Annotated in this window: 16 protein-coding genes; 13 read left to right on the forward strand and 3 right to left on the reverse strand. The window is 63.9% G+C overall.

Going from position 1 to position 15,630, the window contains the following annotated elements:
* The first annotated feature begins 61 nt into the window (after positions 1 to 61).
* The 8 genes from ACQ4WY_RS22430 to ACQ4WY_RS22465 all read left to right on the forward strand — a co-directional run bounded on the left by ACQ4WY_RS22430 (position 62) and on the right by ACQ4WY_RS22465 (position 8,206).
* Positions 62 to 886 carry an IclR family transcriptional regulator gene (locus ACQ4WY_RS22430; protein ID WP_353657775.1) on the forward strand — a complete coding sequence of 275 codons (825 nt, stop codon included), beginning with the start codon at positions 62 to 64 and terminating at the stop codon, positions 884 to 886.
* 51 nt (positions 887 to 937) lie between these two features.
* Positions 938 to 2,092 (forward strand): acyl-CoA dehydrogenase family protein, encoded by a 1,155-nt coding sequence (locus ACQ4WY_RS22435; protein WP_436505973.1) that lies wholly within the window; start codon positions 938 to 940, stop codon positions 2,090 to 2,092.
* A gap of 11 nt (positions 2,093 to 2,103) precedes the next feature.
* The gene (locus tag ACQ4WY_RS22440) at positions 2,104 to 3,639 is read left to right on the forward strand and encodes a class I adenylate-forming enzyme family protein (RefSeq protein WP_436505974.1); all 1,536 of its coding nucleotides are present in this window, start codon (positions 2,104 to 2,106) and stop codon (positions 3,637 to 3,639) included.
* A gap of 63 nt (positions 3,640 to 3,702) precedes the next feature.
* Positions 3,703 to 4,869, forward strand: coding sequence for an ABC transporter substrate-binding protein (locus tag ACQ4WY_RS22445; protein WP_436505975.1), 1,167 nt, complete (start codon positions 3,703 to 3,705; stop codon positions 4,867 to 4,869).
* 96 nt (positions 4,870 to 4,965) lie between these two features.
* On the forward strand, positions 4,966 to 5,838 hold the full coding sequence (locus ACQ4WY_RS22450; protein ID WP_436505976.1) for a branched-chain amino acid ABC transporter permease: 873 nt from the start codon (positions 4,966 to 4,968) through the stop codon (positions 5,836 to 5,838).
* A complete protein-coding gene (locus ACQ4WY_RS22455; RefSeq protein WP_353657778.1) occupies positions 5,835 to 6,806 on the forward strand; it encodes a branched-chain amino acid ABC transporter permease in 972 nt (323 codons plus the stop codon). The genes ACQ4WY_RS22450 and ACQ4WY_RS22455 overlap by 4 nt, the downstream gene beginning before the upstream one ends.
* The gene (locus ACQ4WY_RS22460; RefSeq protein ID WP_436505978.1) at positions 6,799 to 7,512 is read left to right on the forward strand and encodes an ABC transporter ATP-binding protein; all 714 of its coding nucleotides are present in this window, start codon (positions 6,799 to 6,801) and stop codon (positions 7,510 to 7,512) included. The genes ACQ4WY_RS22455 and ACQ4WY_RS22460 overlap by 8 nt, the downstream gene beginning before the upstream one ends.
* Entirely contained in the window at positions 7,505 to 8,206 is a 702-nt protein-coding gene (locus ACQ4WY_RS22465) for an ABC transporter ATP-binding protein (RefSeq protein ID WP_436505979.1), read from the forward strand. The genes ACQ4WY_RS22460 and ACQ4WY_RS22465 overlap by 8 nt, the downstream gene beginning before the upstream one ends.
* 26 nt (positions 8,207 to 8,232) lie before the next feature.
* On the opposite strand, the gene ACQ4WY_RS22470 is transcribed toward ACQ4WY_RS22465, so the two are convergent.
* A complete protein-coding gene (locus ACQ4WY_RS22470) occupies positions 8,233 to 9,234 on the reverse strand; it encodes an HDOD domain-containing protein (RefSeq protein ID WP_353657781.1) in 1,002 nt (333 codons plus the stop codon).
* 160 nt (positions 9,235 to 9,394) lie between these two features.
* Here ACQ4WY_RS22470 and ACQ4WY_RS22475 point away from each other — a divergent pair, with 160 nt between their 5' ends.
* A complete protein-coding gene (locus tag ACQ4WY_RS22475) occupies positions 9,395 to 9,979 on the forward strand; it encodes a DinB family protein (protein WP_436505980.1) in 585 nt (194 codons plus the stop codon).
* A 13-nt stretch (positions 9,980 to 9,992) separates the two neighbouring features.
* Here the strand turns inward: ACQ4WY_RS22475 and ACQ4WY_RS22480 are convergent, their stop codons facing one another.
* Positions 9,993 to 10,385, reverse strand: a complete 393-nt coding sequence (locus ACQ4WY_RS22480) for a VOC family protein (RefSeq protein WP_436505981.1) — start codon at positions 10,383 to 10,385, stop codon at positions 9,993 to 9,995.
* Between the two features lie 257 nt (positions 10,386 to 10,642).
* Here ACQ4WY_RS22480 and ACQ4WY_RS22485 point away from each other — a divergent pair, with 257 nt between their 5' ends.
* From ACQ4WY_RS22485 to fghA, 4 genes are all read left to right on the forward strand, one after another.
* Complete coding sequence (locus ACQ4WY_RS22485) at positions 10,643 to 12,217, forward strand: oleate hydratase (RefSeq protein WP_436505982.1); 1,575 nt, start codon at positions 10,643 to 10,645, stop codon at positions 12,215 to 12,217.
* Positions 12,218 to 12,375: 158 nt separating this feature from the next.
* Entirely contained in the window at positions 12,376 to 13,047 is a 672-nt protein-coding gene (gene lepB, locus ACQ4WY_RS22490; protein WP_436505983.1) for a signal peptidase I, read from the forward strand.
* 48 nt (positions 13,048 to 13,095) lie between these two features.
* A complete protein-coding gene (locus tag ACQ4WY_RS22495) occupies positions 13,096 to 13,959 on the forward strand; it encodes an NAD-dependent protein deacetylase (protein ID WP_436505984.1) in 864 nt (287 codons plus the stop codon).
* A 56-nt stretch (positions 13,960 to 14,015) separates the two neighbouring features.
* Positions 14,016 to 14,885 (forward strand): S-formylglutathione hydrolase, encoded by an 870-nt coding sequence (gene fghA / locus ACQ4WY_RS22500; RefSeq protein WP_436505985.1) that lies wholly within the window; start codon positions 14,016 to 14,018, stop codon positions 14,883 to 14,885.
* A gap of 18 nt (positions 14,886 to 14,903) precedes the next feature.
* On the opposite strand, the gene ACQ4WY_RS22505 is transcribed toward fghA, so the two are convergent.
* Positions 14,904 to 15,569, reverse strand: coding sequence for a dienelactone hydrolase family protein (locus ACQ4WY_RS22505; protein ID WP_436505986.1), 666 nt, complete (start codon positions 15,567 to 15,569; stop codon positions 14,904 to 14,906).
* Positions 15,570 to 15,630 lie beyond the last annotated feature (61 nt).

The raw sequence follows: 15,630 nt of genomic DNA on the forward strand, positions 1-15,630 counted from the left end.
TTGACACGTCCCATTTGACTAGGCAAACTGATTTCCAGGGAGCCTGAAAATGAATGCAAATATGACAAATATTCAGACCGCAGCAGATCCGGAACTCATCGCCTTCAGCGATGACGAGGAAAGCAAGGACCGCCAGTTCGTCAACGCGCTGGCGCGCGGGCTGGAAGTGCTGCGATGCTTTCGCCCCGGCGAAGTCTATCTGTCGAACGCGGACATGGCCAAGCGCACGGGCATCCCGAAACCGACGATTTCGCGCCTTACCTACACCCTCACCAAACTCGGCTACCTCAATTATTCGGACAGCCTGGGCAAGTACCAGCTGGGCGCTGGCGTGCTGGCCCTCGGCTACCGCATGCTGTCGAACCTCGATGTGCGCAAGATGGCGCGCCCGCTGATGGAGGAGCTGGCCGAACATGCGCAGGCCTCCGTGTCGCTGGGCACGCGTGACCGCCTCAGCATGGTCTACGTGGAAACCTGCCGCAGCAGCGCCAACGTCACGCTGCGCCTCGATGTCGGATCGCGCATTCCCTTGATGACGACGGCCATGGGCAAGGCACTGTTGTGCATCCTGCCGCAGGCCGAACGCGACTACCTGATGGACCACGCCAGGGTGCATGAGACGGAACGCTGGCCGCGCATCAAGGCCGGCATCGAACAAGGCTTCAAGGATTACCAGGACCGGGGCTTTTGCATCTCGGCCGGCGAGTGGCAGAACGACGTGCATGCGGTGGGCGTGCCCATGCTGGGAGCCGACGGCGAACAGGTGATGGCCTTCAATTGCGGCGGCCCCGCCTTTTTGCTGTCGCGCGAAAAACTCGAATCCGACCTGGGACCACGCCTGGTCGCCCTGGTCAAGACAGTGGAAAAAAACCTGGGACGCGGTTAGACTGCGCGCCCCCTCTCAACGACAGATCAAATCAAAGCGCCGAGGACCCCGATGATACGCGACGAAGAAACCCTGAACATCCTGCTCGACAGCATCGCCCGTTTCGTGCGCGAAGTGCTGGTGCCGAACGAGGCGCTGGTGGCCGAAACGGACACGATACCGCCCGCCATCGTGGCGCAGATGCGCGAACTGGGCCTGTTCGGCCTGTCCATCCCGGAAGCCTATGGCGGCCTGGAACTGAGCATGGAAGAGGAAGTCAGGGTCGCGTTTGAAATCGCCCGCACCTCGCCCGCCTTCCGTTCGCTGATCGGCACGAACAACGGCATCGGCTCGCAAGGCATCGTTATCGACGGCACGGAAGCGCAAAAACAGCATTACCTGCCGAAACTGGCGGCCGGCGAGATCATCGGCTCGTTCGCCCTGACGGAGGCGGGATCAGGCTCCGACGCGGCATCGCTGCGCACGAGCGCCGTGCGCGACGGCGATTTTTATATCCTCAACGGCAGCAAGCGCTACATCACCAACGCGCCCGAAGCCAGCATTTTTACCGTCATGGCGCGCACGGACCCCGTCAAACGTGGCGCTTCGGCCATTTCCGCCTTCATCGTGGAAAAGGATACGCCGGGCCTCTCGCTGGGGAAAATCGACAAGAAGATGGGCCAGCAAGGCGCGCATACCTGCGACGTCATCTTTGAAAACTGCCGCGTCCCGGCCGCGAACATCATCGGCGGCAAGGAAGGCGTGGGTTTCAAGACAGCCATGAAAGTGCTCGACAAGGGCCGTTTGCACATCGCCGCCGTCTGCGTGGGCGCGGCCGAACGCATGCTGGCCGACGCCCTGGCCTACGCCATGGAGCGCCAGCAGTTCGGCCAGCCCATCGCCGAATTCCAGCTGATCCAGGCCATGCTGGCCGACAGCAAGGCCGAGATTTACGCGGCGCGCAGCATGGTGCTCGACGCCGCGCGCCGGCGCGACAACAAGGAAGACATCTCGACGGAAGCGTCGTGCTGCAAGCTGTTCGCCTCCGAAATGTGCGGCAGAGTCGCTGACCGCTCCGTGCAGATTCACGGCGGCGCCGGCTACATCAGCGAATACGCGGCCGAGCGCTTCTACCGCGACGTGCGCCTGTTCCGCATTTATGAGGGCACGACGCAGATCCAGCAGATCGTCATCGCCCGCAACATGATCAAGGCAGCGCAAAAGTGAAGGAGGCCGCGATGGATATTCCCGCCTTGCTGGCCGGTTTGCCGGCGCGCCTGTCGGCCATTCCCGCCCACTGGGCCGCGCGCGCGCCGGACGCGCCGGCGCTGCATGAAGCTGGCCGCAGCTGGACCTACGCCCAGCTGCAGCACAGTATAGAAAATGCAATACAGTTGTTGCGCCAGCTCGACGTGCGCGCCGGCGACCGCCTGATGGTGGTGGGCGAGAATGGCGCGCTGCAGGTGGCGCTGATCTTCGCGGCGGCCAGCATCGACGCGTGGATCGTCAACGTCAATGCGCGGCTGTCGGCACGCGAGATCGACACCATTGCCACGCACAGCTCCGCGCGGCGGGTGCTGTTCCTGGCCGGCGCGTCGCCGGAAGCGGCTGCACATGCGGCGCGGCGCGGCGCCAGCGCCACCACCGTCGACGGCATGGGAGAGCTGCTGGCGGGCGACTTGAACGAGGCGGCCATCGCGGAAGCCTGCGTGCCCGGCAACGAACAGGTGGCCGCGCTGATCTACACGACGGGCACGACGGGGCAGTCGAAGGGCGTGATGCTCACGCACCGCAACCTGCTGTTCATCGCCGCCGTGTCCAGCACCTTGCGGGGCCTGACGCGCAGCGACCGCGCCTACGGCGTGCTGCCGATTTCGCACGTGTACGGCCTGGCCTCCGTTGCCCTGGGCACCCTGTATGCGGGCGCCGCGCTGTACCTGGTGCCGCGCTTTTCCGTCGATGGACTGCTCTCGGCCTTGAAGGACGACGGCTTGACCATCGTCCAGGGCGTGCCCGCCATGTACGCCAAGCTGCTGCAAACCCTGGGCGGCGCCGATACGCCGCTGCCCACGCGGCTGCGCTTTGCCTATGCGGGCGGCTCGCCGCTGGCGCCGTCGCTCAAGCGCGACGTGGAAAAGCTGCTGGGCACCGCGCTGCACAATGGCTACGGCATGACGGAAAGTGCGCCCACCATCAGCCAGACGCGCCTGGAAGCGCCCCGCCGCGACGATTCGGTGGGCATGCCCATCCCCGGCGTGGAAGTGCGCGTGGTGGACGTGGCCGGCACGGACGTGGCGCCGGGCGAGCCGGGAGAATTGTGGATACGCGGACCGAACATCATGGCCGGCTATTACCGCGAACCGGCCATGACGGCGGCCACCATGCGCGACGGCGGCTGGCTCAACACGGGCGACATGGCGCGCCAGGATCCCGACGGCGCGCTGTTCATCGTGGGTCGCACCAAGGAATTGATCATCCGCTCCGGCTTCAATGTGTATCCGCTGGAAGTGGAAACGGCGCTCAACGCCCACCCTTCCGTGGTGCAATCGGCCGTGGTGGGACGCACCCTGGACGATGGCAACGAGGACGTCATCGCCTATGTGGAGCTGGACCCGCGCCAGCCCGCCAGCGTGGCACAATTGCAGGCCTGGCTGGCGCAAACCCTGTCACCGTACAAGTGCCCGTCCGCCATCATCGTGATGGAAGCGCTGCCGGCGGCCGCCACGGGCAAGATTTTAAAGGGGCAGCTGCGGCAAATGGCGCAGAATGCCTGATAAGTTGACCATGTTGTACCAGACACGACAATAAAACCAAGCCACATCACCGGAGGAGACACGATGAAACGCACCTACACACGCATTGCCATGGCAGCGCTGGTTGCCAGCGCCTGGATGACGCAGGCCAGCGCCGACGAATTCCTGGTCGGCGCGGAAATCCCGCTGACGGGCAACCTGGCCAGGGTCGGCGCCGGCATGCAGGAAGGCATCATGGTCGCGGCCGAAGTCTTCAACAAGACCAACGGCAAGCACACCATCAAGATCGTCACCGTCGACGACGAATCGGCGCCCGCCAAGGCCATCGCCGCCGTGGAAAAGCTGGCCAGCCAGGGCGTGGTGGCCATCACGGGCGGCTATGGCTCGAACAATATCTCGCCCGCCTCGGACACGGCAAATAAACTGGGCCTCGTCTACATCACCTCGGGCGGCGTGGACGACAGCCTGGTGGCCAGCGGACGCAAGAATTTTTTCCGCATCAATAACACGGCCGGCTACGAAAAAGCCATGCTGGGATTGCTGCAGGACGTGGGCGCCAAGTCCGTCTCCATCGTGTATTCGACCAAGGACGCCACCACGGGCCTGGCGAAAGACGTGGAAAAAGCCCTGACGGCCAAGGGCGTGAAAGTGACAACGCACTCGTTCGACCCGGCGATTACGGACTTCAAGCCCATCATCAACAAGATCAAGCTGCAGGACAAGTCGGAAGTGGTGGCCATGGTCGGCTACGAAAACGATTACGTGGGCATCATCCGCGCCGCCCGCGTGCTCAAACCGAAAATCAAGGCCATGGTGGGCGTCTGGTCGCTGGCCACGCCGAAAATGGCGGCCGACTTCCCCGATCTGATGCCGAACGTGTTCGGCACGGCCCTGCTGCCCTTCCCCACCGAATTCAAGACAGCCGACGGCAAGGCCTTCAGCGACGCCTACAAGCAGCTGTACAAGAAAGAGCCGGACTACCTGGGCCAGTTCGGCTATGTGCAGTCTATGCTGCTGTTCGAAGCCATCGCGCGCGCGGCCGACAAGGGCACGCTCAAGAAAGGCGGCGTGGCCGAGGAAATGCGCAAGACGGACCGTGAAACCCTGATCGGCCGCGTGCAGTTCGCCGCCAATGGCGACAACCAGAACTTCGTGCACCGCATGGCGCAGCACCAGGACAAAAAAGTGGTGATCGTCTGGCCGAAGGAACACGCGACGGGCAAGCTGGCCTATCCGGCCCTGCCCTGGTAGCAGCCGCCGCCCCCTGCACACGCGCGTGTCCGCCAGGGCGCGCACCGATGAACGGCAGTTCTGGCCCGCGCCAGGGCTGCCTGACGGGATGACGACATGACAGAATTAATCTTGCAAGCCTTGTATTCGGGCCTGCTGCAGGGCGGCTCCTACGCCCTGATCGCACTGGGACTGGCGCTGGTCTTCGGCACCATGAAAGTGATCAACCTGGCGCACGGCGAACTGGTGCTGCTGGCCGCCTACATCGCCTACAGCGTGGAATCCGGCCTGGGCCTGGGGCCCATGTTCGCCATTCCCCTCGCGCTGGTGATCGTCAGCCTGACGTCCGTGGGCGTCTACCTGATCGTCAGCCGCATCAAGAAAGACCGCGAAATCAATTCGCTGATCCTCACCTACGGCATCGGCGTGATCCTCACCAATTTCATCCTGCTCGTATGGAAGGCCGATATCCGCTCCACCTCGTCGAGCTGGCTGCAGGAAGGCATCGAGATCGGCCCGTTTTTCAGCATGCGCAGCGAAGTGATTTTCTTTGCCGTCAGCCTGGTGCTGATGGCGGCCCTGTGGCGCTGGCTGGCCACCAGCTGGTATGGCCGCGCCGTGCGCGCCGTTTCCAGCAACCGCGACGCGGCCAAGCTGATGGGCATCGACCCGGGCCGCACGGAACTGGTGTCGTTTCTGGTCGCCGGCATCCTGGCCGCCTTCGCCGGTGTCGCCCTGTTCAGCTATGGCGTGATCCAGCCCGCCTACGGCGGCGCACTGACGGTGAAAGCCTTCATCATCACGGTATTGGCCGGCATCGGTTCCATCCCCGGCGTGCTGATCGCCGCCGTGCTGCTGGGCGTGGCCGAAGCGCTGACCGTCACCCTGGCCAGCTCCGCGCTGCAGGAATTGTCCGGCATGGTGCTGTTCCTGCTGGTGCTGTTCATCATGCCGAACGGCTTGTTCGGCGCACAACGGAGGCGCGGATGAAGCGCTCAACACTGATTTCAACGGCCGGTTTGCTGCTGGCCGCGTATATCGCCGTGCCGCTGGCCCTGGGCGGCAACCAGTATGTGATGAGCATGGTGGTGGCGGCCCTGATCATCGGCGGCGTGGCCATGTCCTGGGCCCTGCTCGGCAACTTGGGCGGCATGGTCAGCTTCGGCCATGCGGCCTTCTTCGGCGTAGGCGCGTATGTCTCCGCCCTCACTACCGTGAAACTGGGCTTGCCCGTGTTTGCCGCCATGCTGCTGGGCGGCGCGGGCGCTGCCATCGCCGCCGTCATCATGCTGCCCGTGCTGCGCCTGCGCGGGCCGTACTTTGCGCTGGCCATCCTCGCCTACGCCCACATCTTCCGCATCCTGGCCACGGAATGGAGCTCCGTCACGGGCGGCGCCGGCGGCATCAACAATATACCGACCTTGCCCACCGTCTTCGGCTTCGATTTGGCCAGCAAGACGGGCGCCTACCTAGTGGTGCTGACCCTGGTGGTGGCATGTGCGTTTGCCTACAGCCGTATCCGCGCCAGCCACTACGGCATCGCCCTGCGCGCCATGCACGACAGCGAAGACGCCACGCGCGTCGTCGGCGTCAACAGCACCTTGCTGAAAGGCGCCATGCTGCTGGTGTCGGCCTTCATGGCGGGCCTGTTCGGCGCCTTCAACGCCCACTATATCAACTTCCTGGAACCGGACTACGCCTTCAACAGCCTGTGGGTGACGTTGCCGATCGTGGCGGCCATCTTCGGCGGCTACCGCACGATACTCGGTCCCGTGCTGGGCGCCGTGGCGGTCTACCTGGTCGACCAGCTGATTTTCAAGTCGCTGATCCCCACGGGCCACCAGCTGGTGCTGGGGGTGCTGCTGGTGGCGATGATCGTCTTCAGTCCGAACGGCCTGCTGCCGCTGCTGCAAAAATGGCTGAAAAAAGCGCTGGTCAAGGAGAACGCACATGCTTGAACTCGATAATGTATCCGTGCGCTTCGGCGGCCTCACTGCCGTCGATGCCGTCACCCTGAACGTGGGCAGCCACGACGTGATCGGCCTGGTGGGCGCGAATGGCGCCGGCAAGACCACCCTGTTCAATGCGATCTCCGGCCTGGTGCGCCCCACCAGCGGCAGCATCCGCTTCGAGGGGCGCGATATCATGGCTACGCCCATGTACCAGCGCGCACGTCTGGGGCTGGGCCGCACCTTCCAGATTCCACAGCCCATGCATGAATTGACGGTGCGCGAAAACCTGATCGTGGCGCAGCGCTTCGGCACCGGCAAGGTGGACATGCGCAAGATCGACGAAATTCTCGATTTCACGAGCTTGGCGGACAAGGCCGGGCGCGACGCGGCCAGCGAACTGGCGCTGACAGAACTGAAAGCGCTGGAAGTGGCCAAGGCCCTGGCCACCAACCCGAAACTGCTGCTGCTCGATGAAGTGCTGGCCGGCCTGGAAACGAACGGCAAGCGCCGTTTCATGGGCATGCTCAAGGACTTGCACGCGGCCTTTGGCGTGGGCATCGTCATGATCGAGCACGACATCGAAACTATCAGCAATCTGTGCCAGCGCGTGGCCGTGCTCAATTTTGGCCAGCTGATCGCCGACGGCACGCCCGATGCCGTGTTCCGCGATCCGGCCGTCATCGAAAGCTATACGGGAGCCGCCCATGCTTGAGATAAGTAAGCTTCGCGCCGGCTATGGCGCCATCAATGTGCTGTGGGATGTGTCGCTCTCGATCCAGAAGGGCAAGCTGACCACCATCATCGGCCCGAACGGGGCCGGCAAGACTACCCTGCTGCGCGCCATCATGGGTTTGCTGCCCGTGGGCGCGGGCAGCATCGCGCTCGATGGCGTGGCCATCAACGGCACGCCCACCTGGAAGATGAGCGACGCGAGGGTCACGATGATACCCGAGGGGCGCATGACCTTCCGCGACATGAGCGTGGAAGAAAACCTGATCATGGGCGCCTTCCCGAAAGAGCACCGCAGCCACATGCCGGCGCGCCTGGCCGAAGCCTATGCCATGTTCCCGCGCCTGCAGGAGCGGCGCAAGCAGCTGGCCGGATCACTCTCCGGCGGCGAGGCGCAGATGCTGGCGATGGCGCGGGGCTTGATGTCGGACCCGTCGCTGCTGATCATCGACGAACCGTCGCTGGGCCTGGCGCCGCTGGTGGTCAACGAGCTGTTCGAGATCCTCGCGCGCCTGAACGACGGCCGGCGCACCATCATCCTGGTGGAGCAGAACACGGCGCGCGCCGTGGGCGTGGCCGATCACGTCTACCTGATGCAAAGCGGCAAAGTGGCGCTGTCGCAGGCAGCTTCCGAGGTCGACCTCGATCACCTGCACGCACTCTATTTTGCGCGCTGAGTGATATCCGCTGCATGCAGCTGGCATCACTCCTCGTCGTCCTCGTCGTCGGCCAGCTTGTCGAACACCAGCAGCTCACTCTTGCCCAGTCCGGCCATCACGAACGGATCGTCGGCAGGAAAGCGGCCAGTATCGACCAGCATGCGCAGCTTGCTCAAGCGATCGCCCAGCGCCAGTGCTTGCGCCTGCGGATCGGCATCGGCATGGGCATCGACGCCGGCATGCTCGATCGCATTGGTCACGGACTCGGGAAACTCCCATAATTCGGCGATCCGTACCGACAGGATGCGCGCTTGCGCAAACACCTGGGCAATGAAGGCGTCCGATTGCGGGAAGGCATCGGGCGCATGCATCTGGTCGATCAGGCGGAACGCCACCACCAGGCCGACATTGGCCATCAATCCCGCCAGATAGGCGTCGAAGGCGTTGGCCTGCATGGCCGGCGCGACCAGGTTGGCCGCCAGCGCACATTTCTCGGACTGGCGCCAGATCAGGGGCGCCGTGCGTATGGTCAACCCGCCGCTTTGCATGCTGACGATGGGGCGGAAGGCGACGCGGGCGAGCAGCATGCGCATGCCATTTTGCCCGAGCAGCATGATGGCGCCTTCCATGTTGTTGATCGACGGGCTGGCGTTGTAGCGCGAATGGTAGCGGGGCCGGTTCGCTTCGCGGTAGACCTCGGCGACCAGCAGCACGTCCTGGGCCAGCTGGCGCGACAGCTCGGCCGCGCTCATATTTTCATTTTGCAAGGTCCGCATCAACTGCGGAATGATGGCAGGAATGCGCGGCACCAGCGCGGCACCGGCGATCGGCTCACGGGCCAGGCGCGTCAATTCGTCCAGAATCTGCTGTTCCGCCTGAGCGGAAGCCTGCGCCGAACCGGCGGCCGCCAGCCAGCGGTAGTAAATGGCATCGATTTCGGTGATGGTGGCTGGCTGCCGTGCCATCTCGGGCGCCGCCGCTGCCGTGACCGCCGCAGCCTTGTTTTTTTCGTCGCCGCCGTTCAGTAATTTTCCTATCCAACCCATTTTGCTATCCAAACCTTTATGCATCACTATCGCGACATCCGCTGCACGATTTTACTTGATGACAGCCGTGCCGGTGCGGCGAGCGTGACCGGCTTTGTCCACTTACAACAAAGTGCTACAGTGGCGCTCTCGCAGCTTCCCCTGTCTTGCAAGGTACATCATGAACAATCTGCTGGCCCGTTACGTCACCGGCCAGGCGTACAACAACGCCTGGGCCAACCACCGCTTGCTGAAGGCTTGCGGGCAGCTGAGCCAGGCCGAGTTCCAGGCCACGCGCGTCAGCTTTTTCCCCACCATCCAGTTCACCCTGAACCACATCCTCACCTGCGACTGGTTTTATCTCGACGCGCTCGAGCGCGAACTGCGCGGCGAAGCGCCCCATCCAGATTGCTATGTTTTTTTTGAACAGGACGAACCGTACACCGATTGCGCGGCCCTGCACGCGGCGCAGCGCGCATCGGACCTGCGCCTGATCGCCCATTGCCGCAGCCTGTGCGATGCGGACCTGGCGCGGCCGGTGACGATCCTGCGCGACACGCCGCAAATCGACACGCGCCAGCGCATGCTGGCGCATTTGTTCCAGCACCAGATCCACCACCGGGGGCAAGTGCACGCCATGCTGGCTGGCACGCGCATCGCGCCGCCCCAGCTCGACGAGTTCTATTGCGCCGGCGAAGCTGGCGAACGGGCGCAGGATTTCCTCGAACTGGGCTGGACGGAAGATGACGTCTGGGGACCGCGCTAAGTCATTCTCCGAGTCATTCCTCGGCGTGGCAGCAGACGCACAGTTTGTTGCCGTCGAGGTCGCGGAAGTAGGCGCCATAGTAATCGGCGTGGTAATGGGGGCGCAAGCCGGGCGGTCCTTCGCACACGGCGCCCAGCGCCAGCACGGCCTGGTAACTGCCGTCCACCTGGGCGCGGCTGGCCGCCAGCAAGGCCGTCATCTGCCCATTGCCGGGAGTCGCCGGCAAGCCGTCATGCGGCGCCGTCAGCACGAACAGGGGGCGCGGTGCATCCTTCGCCATCCAGCCCGCCCAGGGGTGGGCCGGATCATGAAATTTCTCGATCAGATCGAGTTCTCCCATCAGGGCCGTATAGAAAGCGTAGGCGCGGGGAAAGTCGTTGGTGCCGAGGCAAATATGGGACAGCATGCTGCTCCTTCCTGAATTCAAGCATGGGCGGCGAAATGCGCCCGCTGATTATAATGGCGCACCGCTTTCCGACACGATCCCCAGCCAGGCCTCGACCGCCTCGGTCGCGGTCTCGCAGCCGACAAAAACCAAGCGATCGCTCTATTTCTCAGCTGCCCCTCCCCTGGCATTGTAAAATAGGCAAATATGGCGCGGCATCGGCCGTGTCGCTTGCCGGCCTTTCGCGCACGCGTATGCACTCACACTCAGGAAAAAACATGCGCAATACAGACAAAAAGGCCTACCTCGTCGGCGGCGGCATCGGCTCGCTGGCAGCCGCCGCCTTCATGATACGCGACGGCGGCATGCAAGGCAGCAACATCACCATCTTCGAAGCGTCGCCCGTGACCGGGGGCAGCCTCGATGGCGGCGGCAATGCCGAAGATGGCTATACCCTGCGCGGCGGGCGCATGCTGACCACGGACAATTACGAGTGCACCTGGGACTTGTTCAAGAGCATCCCCTCACTCGAGCATGCGGGCCAGAGCGTCTACGACGAAACCATCGCCTTCAATGAACTGCACATTCCCCACTCGCGCGCGCGACTGGTCGACCGCAATCGTTTCAAGGTCGATGTCAGCAGCATGGGCTTTTCCATGCAGGACAGGCTGGAATTGCTGAAGCTGACGGAAGCCGACGAAGACACCTTGGGCAGCAGCGCCATCACGGACTGGCTCTCGCCCGAATTCTTCGACACCAAGTTCTGGTACATGTGGGCCACCACGTTCGCCTTCCAGCCCTGGCATAGCGCCGTCGAGTTCAAGCGCTATCTGCACCGCTTCATGATGGAGTTTTCGCGCATCGAAACCCTGGCCGGCGTCAAGCGCACCGTCTACAACCAGTACGATTCGCTGGTGCGTCCCCTGGTCGCGTGGCTGCAGGCGCAAGGCGTCAACCTCATCATGGATTGCACGGTGACCGATATCGAGGTGCAGGAATCCGGCGGCCGCCTGAGCGCCACCGCCATTGCCTGCCAGCGTCGCGGCCTGAGCGATATGATCCCCGTCGCCACGGGCGACCTGGTCTTTTTCCAGAATGCCTCGATGACGGATGCCTCCAGCTATGGCAGCATGCACCGCGCGCCGGCCAGGCGCACGAAGAACGACAGCCATGGCTGGCGCCTGTGGGAAAAGCTGGCCGAGGGCCGGCCGGAACTGGGACGCCCCGCCGCCTTCAACAGCAGCATCCCCGAATCGTACTGGGCGTCGTACACGGTCACCTTGAAGGACAGCGCCTTCTTTGACAGGATGGAGCAATTCACGGGCAACAGCGCGGGCACGGGCGGCCTTGTCACCTTCAAGGACAGCAACTGGTTCATGTCCATCGTGCTGGCGCACCAGCCCCATTTCGCCGGCCAGCCCGCAGGCGTGCAAGTATTCTGGGGCTATGCGCTGCACCCTGACCGCATCGGCAACTTCGTCGCCAAGCCCATGTCCGACTGCAGCGGCGAAGACATCCTGCGCGAACTGTGTGGCCATCTGAACTTCGACCTCGACATCATGGCCACGGCCAACTGCATACCCTGCCGCATGCCGTACATCACCAGCATGTTCATGCCCCGCGCGAAGAGCGACCGCCCGTTGCCCGTGCCGGCCAACTCCGTCAACCTGGCCTTCGTCAGCCAGTTCGTGGAAATCGCCGACGATGTCGTCTTCACCGTCGAATACTCGGTGCGTGCGGCGCAGACGGCCGTCTACCAGCTGCTCGGCGTACAGCGCGAAGTGCCGGCCATCCACGCGCACGACAAATCGCTGAAGGTCAAGCTGGACGCCGTCATCAAGGCCTTCAAATAGCTCGTTGCTGACGCTTGCGCGCAACATAGACCGCGCTGCCGGTCGTGCATGTACTTGATTTAAGACTGGCTTCAGCCTCGCCGTGCATCGTGACAGGGCGCCAGCAGCAATGGCGCCTCCCTACACCATCACGGGCACAGCCCAGCGAAAGAGCCGACATGAGCACATGGATGCGCGCCAACAAAGGTTTTTTGATGTTCCTCCTGCTCTTCGGCGTGTTCCGCACCGCCGTGGCGGACTGGAATCCGATACCGTCGGCGTCGATGCGCCCCAACCTGCTCGAAGGCGATGTGGTCTTCGTCAACCGCCTCGCCTTCAACCTGAAAGTGCCGCTCACCGATATCGTGCTGCAGCGCCTGGGCGAACCGCAGCGGGGCGACATCGTCACCTTTTCTTCGCCGAAAGACGGCACACGCCTGATCAAGCGCATCATCGCCCTGCCCGGCGACACGGTGGAAATGCGCAATGAAGAGCTGGTCATCAATGGCCAGCCCGCGCAGTACACGGCGCTCGACACGGCGCCAGAAACCATCGCCCACGTGGGCCAGCTGACGGCGCAGCGCATCAAGGAACGCAACCAGACCGAGCAGCACCGCATCCAGGTCTTGCCGCAAATCGCAGGCGCGCGGCGCAGCTTTGCCCCCGTGACGGTGCCGGCCGACCACTTTATGATGTTGGGGGATAACCGCGACAACAGCGCCGACTCGCGTTACTTCGGCTTCGTGCCGCGCGCATTGCTGATCGGCAAGGCCGAGCGCATCCTCGTCTCGGCCAATATCGGCGAGCATTGGCAGCCGCGGCTGCAGCGTTTCGGCATGAAGCTGGAGTAAACACTGCCCTTGCAACGGCGCCGCGCTTTTCGGTTAGCATGGCGCATCATGCAAAACTTTCCCTCAGCCAGCCTGCAAGCCGCCAGCGACGATCCTGCCTTCGATCAACTGGCGCAGTTCCTGCAGCGCCATCCCGACGTGCTGCTGCTGACGGGCGCCGGCATCAGCACTGCGTCCGGCATTCCCGCTTACCGCGACACGGAAGGCGTGCGGCGCGGCAACGCGCCCGTGCAAGGCCCTGATTTTCGCCGCCAGGAAGCCGTGCGCCGCCGCTACTGGGCGCGCAGCATGGTGGGCTGGCCGACCCTGGCGCGCGCCGCGCCGAATCCCGGTCACCTGGCCATCGCGCAACTGGCCCAGCGTCGGAGAATAGGCGGCCTGGTCACGCAAAACGTGGATGGCCTGCATCAACAGGCCGGCAGCCCAGCCGTCACGGAGTTGCACGGCAGCATACATGGCGTGGTGTGCCTCGATTGCCATACGCGCCATACGCGTCGCCTGATCCAGGATCAGCTCGAACACGACAATCCGCAGCTGCTGGGCGCCACTGCCACACCGGCGCCCGATGGCGACGCCTTGCTGGAGCCGTCGCAACTGGCCACTTTCCACGTGCCAGTGTGTCCCCGCTGCGGAGGCACCCTGCAGCCGGACGTGGTGTTTTTCGGCGATGGCGTGCCCTCGTCCTGCGCGGCCGAAGCCGAGCGCAAGATGATGGAAGCTGGCGCCCTGCTGGTGGTAGGCTCATCGGTCATGGTGTATTCGAGCTTTCGCCTGTGCCGCATGGCGGCCGAAACGGGCAAGCCCGTGGCCGCCATCAATCTGGGCAAGACGCGCGCCGACCATTTGCTGGCCTTCAAGACCGAAGCCCCGGCACAGGACATCTTGCCAGCGATAGCGGCCATGCTGGGCTGATCCCGTGTCAGCGGTGCGCCACTCTGGCTATACTGTGAGATTAACGAGGAGAATTCATGCTGGAACTGTTGAGTGAACACGCCTGTTTTGGCGGCGTACAACGCTTTTATCGCCACGACGCGCAAGCCATCGGCTTGCCCATGCGTTTCTCGGCCTTCATTCCCGACACGGCGCCAGGCAGCGTGGTCACCACCAAACGCCCCGCCCTGTTTTACCTGGCGGGCCTGACCTGCACGGAAGAAACCTTCATGATCAAGGGCGGCGCGCAGCGCGTGGCGGCCGACGAAGGCTTGATCCTGATCGCGCCCGACACCAGCCCCCGTGGCGCGAACATCGCGGGCGAAAGCGCATCCTGGGATTTCGGCGTGGGCGCCGGCTTTTACGTGGACGCCACCGAGGCGCCGTGGAGCAGCCACTACCGCATGTACAGCTACCTGCTGGAATTGCGCGCCCTGCTGGAACAGGAACTGGCGATCGATGTACAACGCACGGGTATTTTCGGCCATTCGATGGGCGGCCATGGCGCGCTGGTGCTGGCCTTGCGCAACCCGGACCTGTTCCGCTCCGTCTCCGCCTTTGCCCCCATCGCCGCACCGAGCCAATGTCCGTGGGGCAAGAAAGCGTTTTCGGGCTACCTGGGCAGCGACGAAACCAGCTGGCAGCAATATGACGCCAGCGCGCTGATGCGCGGCCGGCAGGGCCAGGGGCCACTGTTCCCCGAAGGCATCTTGATCGACCAGGGTCTGGCCGACAAGTTCTTGCCCGAGCAACTGTTCCCCGACGTCTTCGAAGCGGCGTGCCGCGACGCCGGTCAGCCATTGCAGCTGCGCCGCCATGCCGGCTATGACCACGGCTATTACTTCATCGCCAGCTTCATGGAAGAGCATGTACGCTTCCATGCGAAGAACTTGCGCGCCGTGGCCTGACGCCCTTGCCTGATTGAGCTATTGCGCCATGCTGGTATGCCCGTTGAAATGGCGCGTGTACCAGTCCGTGGCCAGCAAGGCGGCCTGGTGGCGCGTGTCGGGCCCGCCGGGGGCGGCGATCTGTTCCAGTTGTTTGTCGCAGCGCAAGGTGGCGAAAGCCATGCGGTTCAGGCCAGCCACGTCGGGATCGCGCCCGCCCACGATCAGCAAGGATGGCACGCGCACGTTTTCCAGCGCCGCCTTGCCCGCCATTTCCACCTGGCCATCGCAAACAGCCAGCGCGGCGATTTCCGCACTGCGCCAGGCCGCCAGCTGCATCACCACGGCCGCGCTGGTGCCATAACCATACAGGCCGCAGGGCAAGCGCCGAGTGGAAGCGTCCATTTGCAGCCAGCCCAGGGCCTTTTCCAGCTGGCGCGCCAGCAGCACGATATCGCTGCGCACGAAATAAGCGTGGCCATTGCTGCCGCCGCCGGGTCCGACACCGCCCTGGTCGAAGCGCAGGGTGGCGATACCCGCCCGCAGAAAATCCTGGGAGGTGGCGTGGCTGGAGGCGCCCAGGTAGTCGCTGTCGGCGCCTGCGCCGTGGGCAAACAGGACGATGCCCACCGGTCGCTCGGGCATTTCAAGCACGCCGTCCATTTGAAGTTCATCGGCCGTGATGCTGACAAATTGTTCTTGCATGGCTGCCTCCGCTATCGAGCTGGGATCAAGCTAACATCGCGCTGAAATCACGCTGCTATTG

Origin of the sequence: Janthinobacterium salmonicoloratum (genome assembly GCF_051380845.1) — a bacterium.
Taxonomy (GTDB): Bacteria; Pseudomonadota; Gammaproteobacteria; order Burkholderiales; family Burkholderiaceae_D; genus Janthinobacterium; species Janthinobacterium lividum_F.

Excerpts from the sequence above, each read along its gene's own strand:
- ACQ4WY_RS22505 (WP_436505986.1), bottom strand. The coding sequence starts at position 15,569 with ATGCAAGAACAATTTGTCAGCATCACGGCCGATGAACTTCAAATGGAC.
- ACQ4WY_RS22440 (WP_436505974.1), top strand. The coding sequence starts at position 2,104 with ATGGATATTCCCGCCTTGCTGGCCGGTTTGCCGGCGCGCCTGTCGGCC.
- ACQ4WY_RS22435 (WP_436505973.1), top strand. The coding sequence starts at position 938 with ATGATACGCGACGAAGAAACCCTGAACATCCTGCTCGACAGCATCGCC.
- ACQ4WY_RS22465 (WP_436505979.1), top strand. The coding sequence starts at position 7,505 with ATGCTTGAGATAAGTAAGCTTCGCGCCGGCTATGGCGCCATCAATGTG.
- ACQ4WY_RS22460 (WP_436505978.1), top strand. The coding sequence starts at position 6,799 with ATGCTTGAACTCGATAATGTATCCGTGCGCTTCGGCGGCCTCACTGCC.
- ACQ4WY_RS22430 (WP_353657775.1), top strand. The coding sequence starts at position 62 with ATGACAAATATTCAGACCGCAGCAGATCCGGAACTCATCGCCTTCAGC.
- ACQ4WY_RS22455 (WP_353657778.1), top strand. The coding sequence starts at position 5,835 with ATGAAGCGCTCAACACTGATTTCAACGGCCGGTTTGCTGCTGGCCGCG.
- fghA (WP_436505985.1), top strand. The coding sequence starts at position 14,016 with ATGCTGGAACTGTTGAGTGAACACGCCTGTTTTGGCGGCGTACAACGC.
- ACQ4WY_RS22475 (WP_436505980.1), top strand. The coding sequence starts at position 9,395 with ATGAACAATCTGCTGGCCCGTTACGTCACCGGCCAGGCGTACAACAAC.
- ACQ4WY_RS22445 (WP_436505975.1), top strand. The coding sequence starts at position 3,703 with ATGAAACGCACCTACACACGCATTGCCATGGCAGCGCTGGTTGCCAGC.
- lepB (WP_436505983.1), top strand. The coding sequence starts at position 12,376 with ATGAGCACATGGATGCGCGCCAACAAAGGTTTTTTGATGTTCCTCCTG.
- ACQ4WY_RS22450 (WP_436505976.1), top strand. The coding sequence starts at position 4,966 with ATGACAGAATTAATCTTGCAAGCCTTGTATTCGGGCCTGCTGCAGGGC.
- ACQ4WY_RS22470 (WP_353657781.1), bottom strand. The coding sequence starts at position 9,234 with ATGGGTTGGATAGGAAAATTACTGAACGGCGGCGACGAAAAAAACAAG.
- ACQ4WY_RS22480 (WP_436505981.1), bottom strand. The coding sequence starts at position 10,385 with ATGCTGTCCCATATTTGCCTCGGCACCAACGACTTTCCCCGCGCCTAC.
- ACQ4WY_RS22485 (WP_436505982.1), top strand. The coding sequence starts at position 10,643 with ATGCGCAATACAGACAAAAAGGCCTACCTCGTCGGCGGCGGCATCGGC.
- ACQ4WY_RS22495 (WP_436505984.1), top strand. The coding sequence starts at position 13,096 with ATGCAAAACTTTCCCTCAGCCAGCCTGCAAGCCGCCAGCGACGATCCT.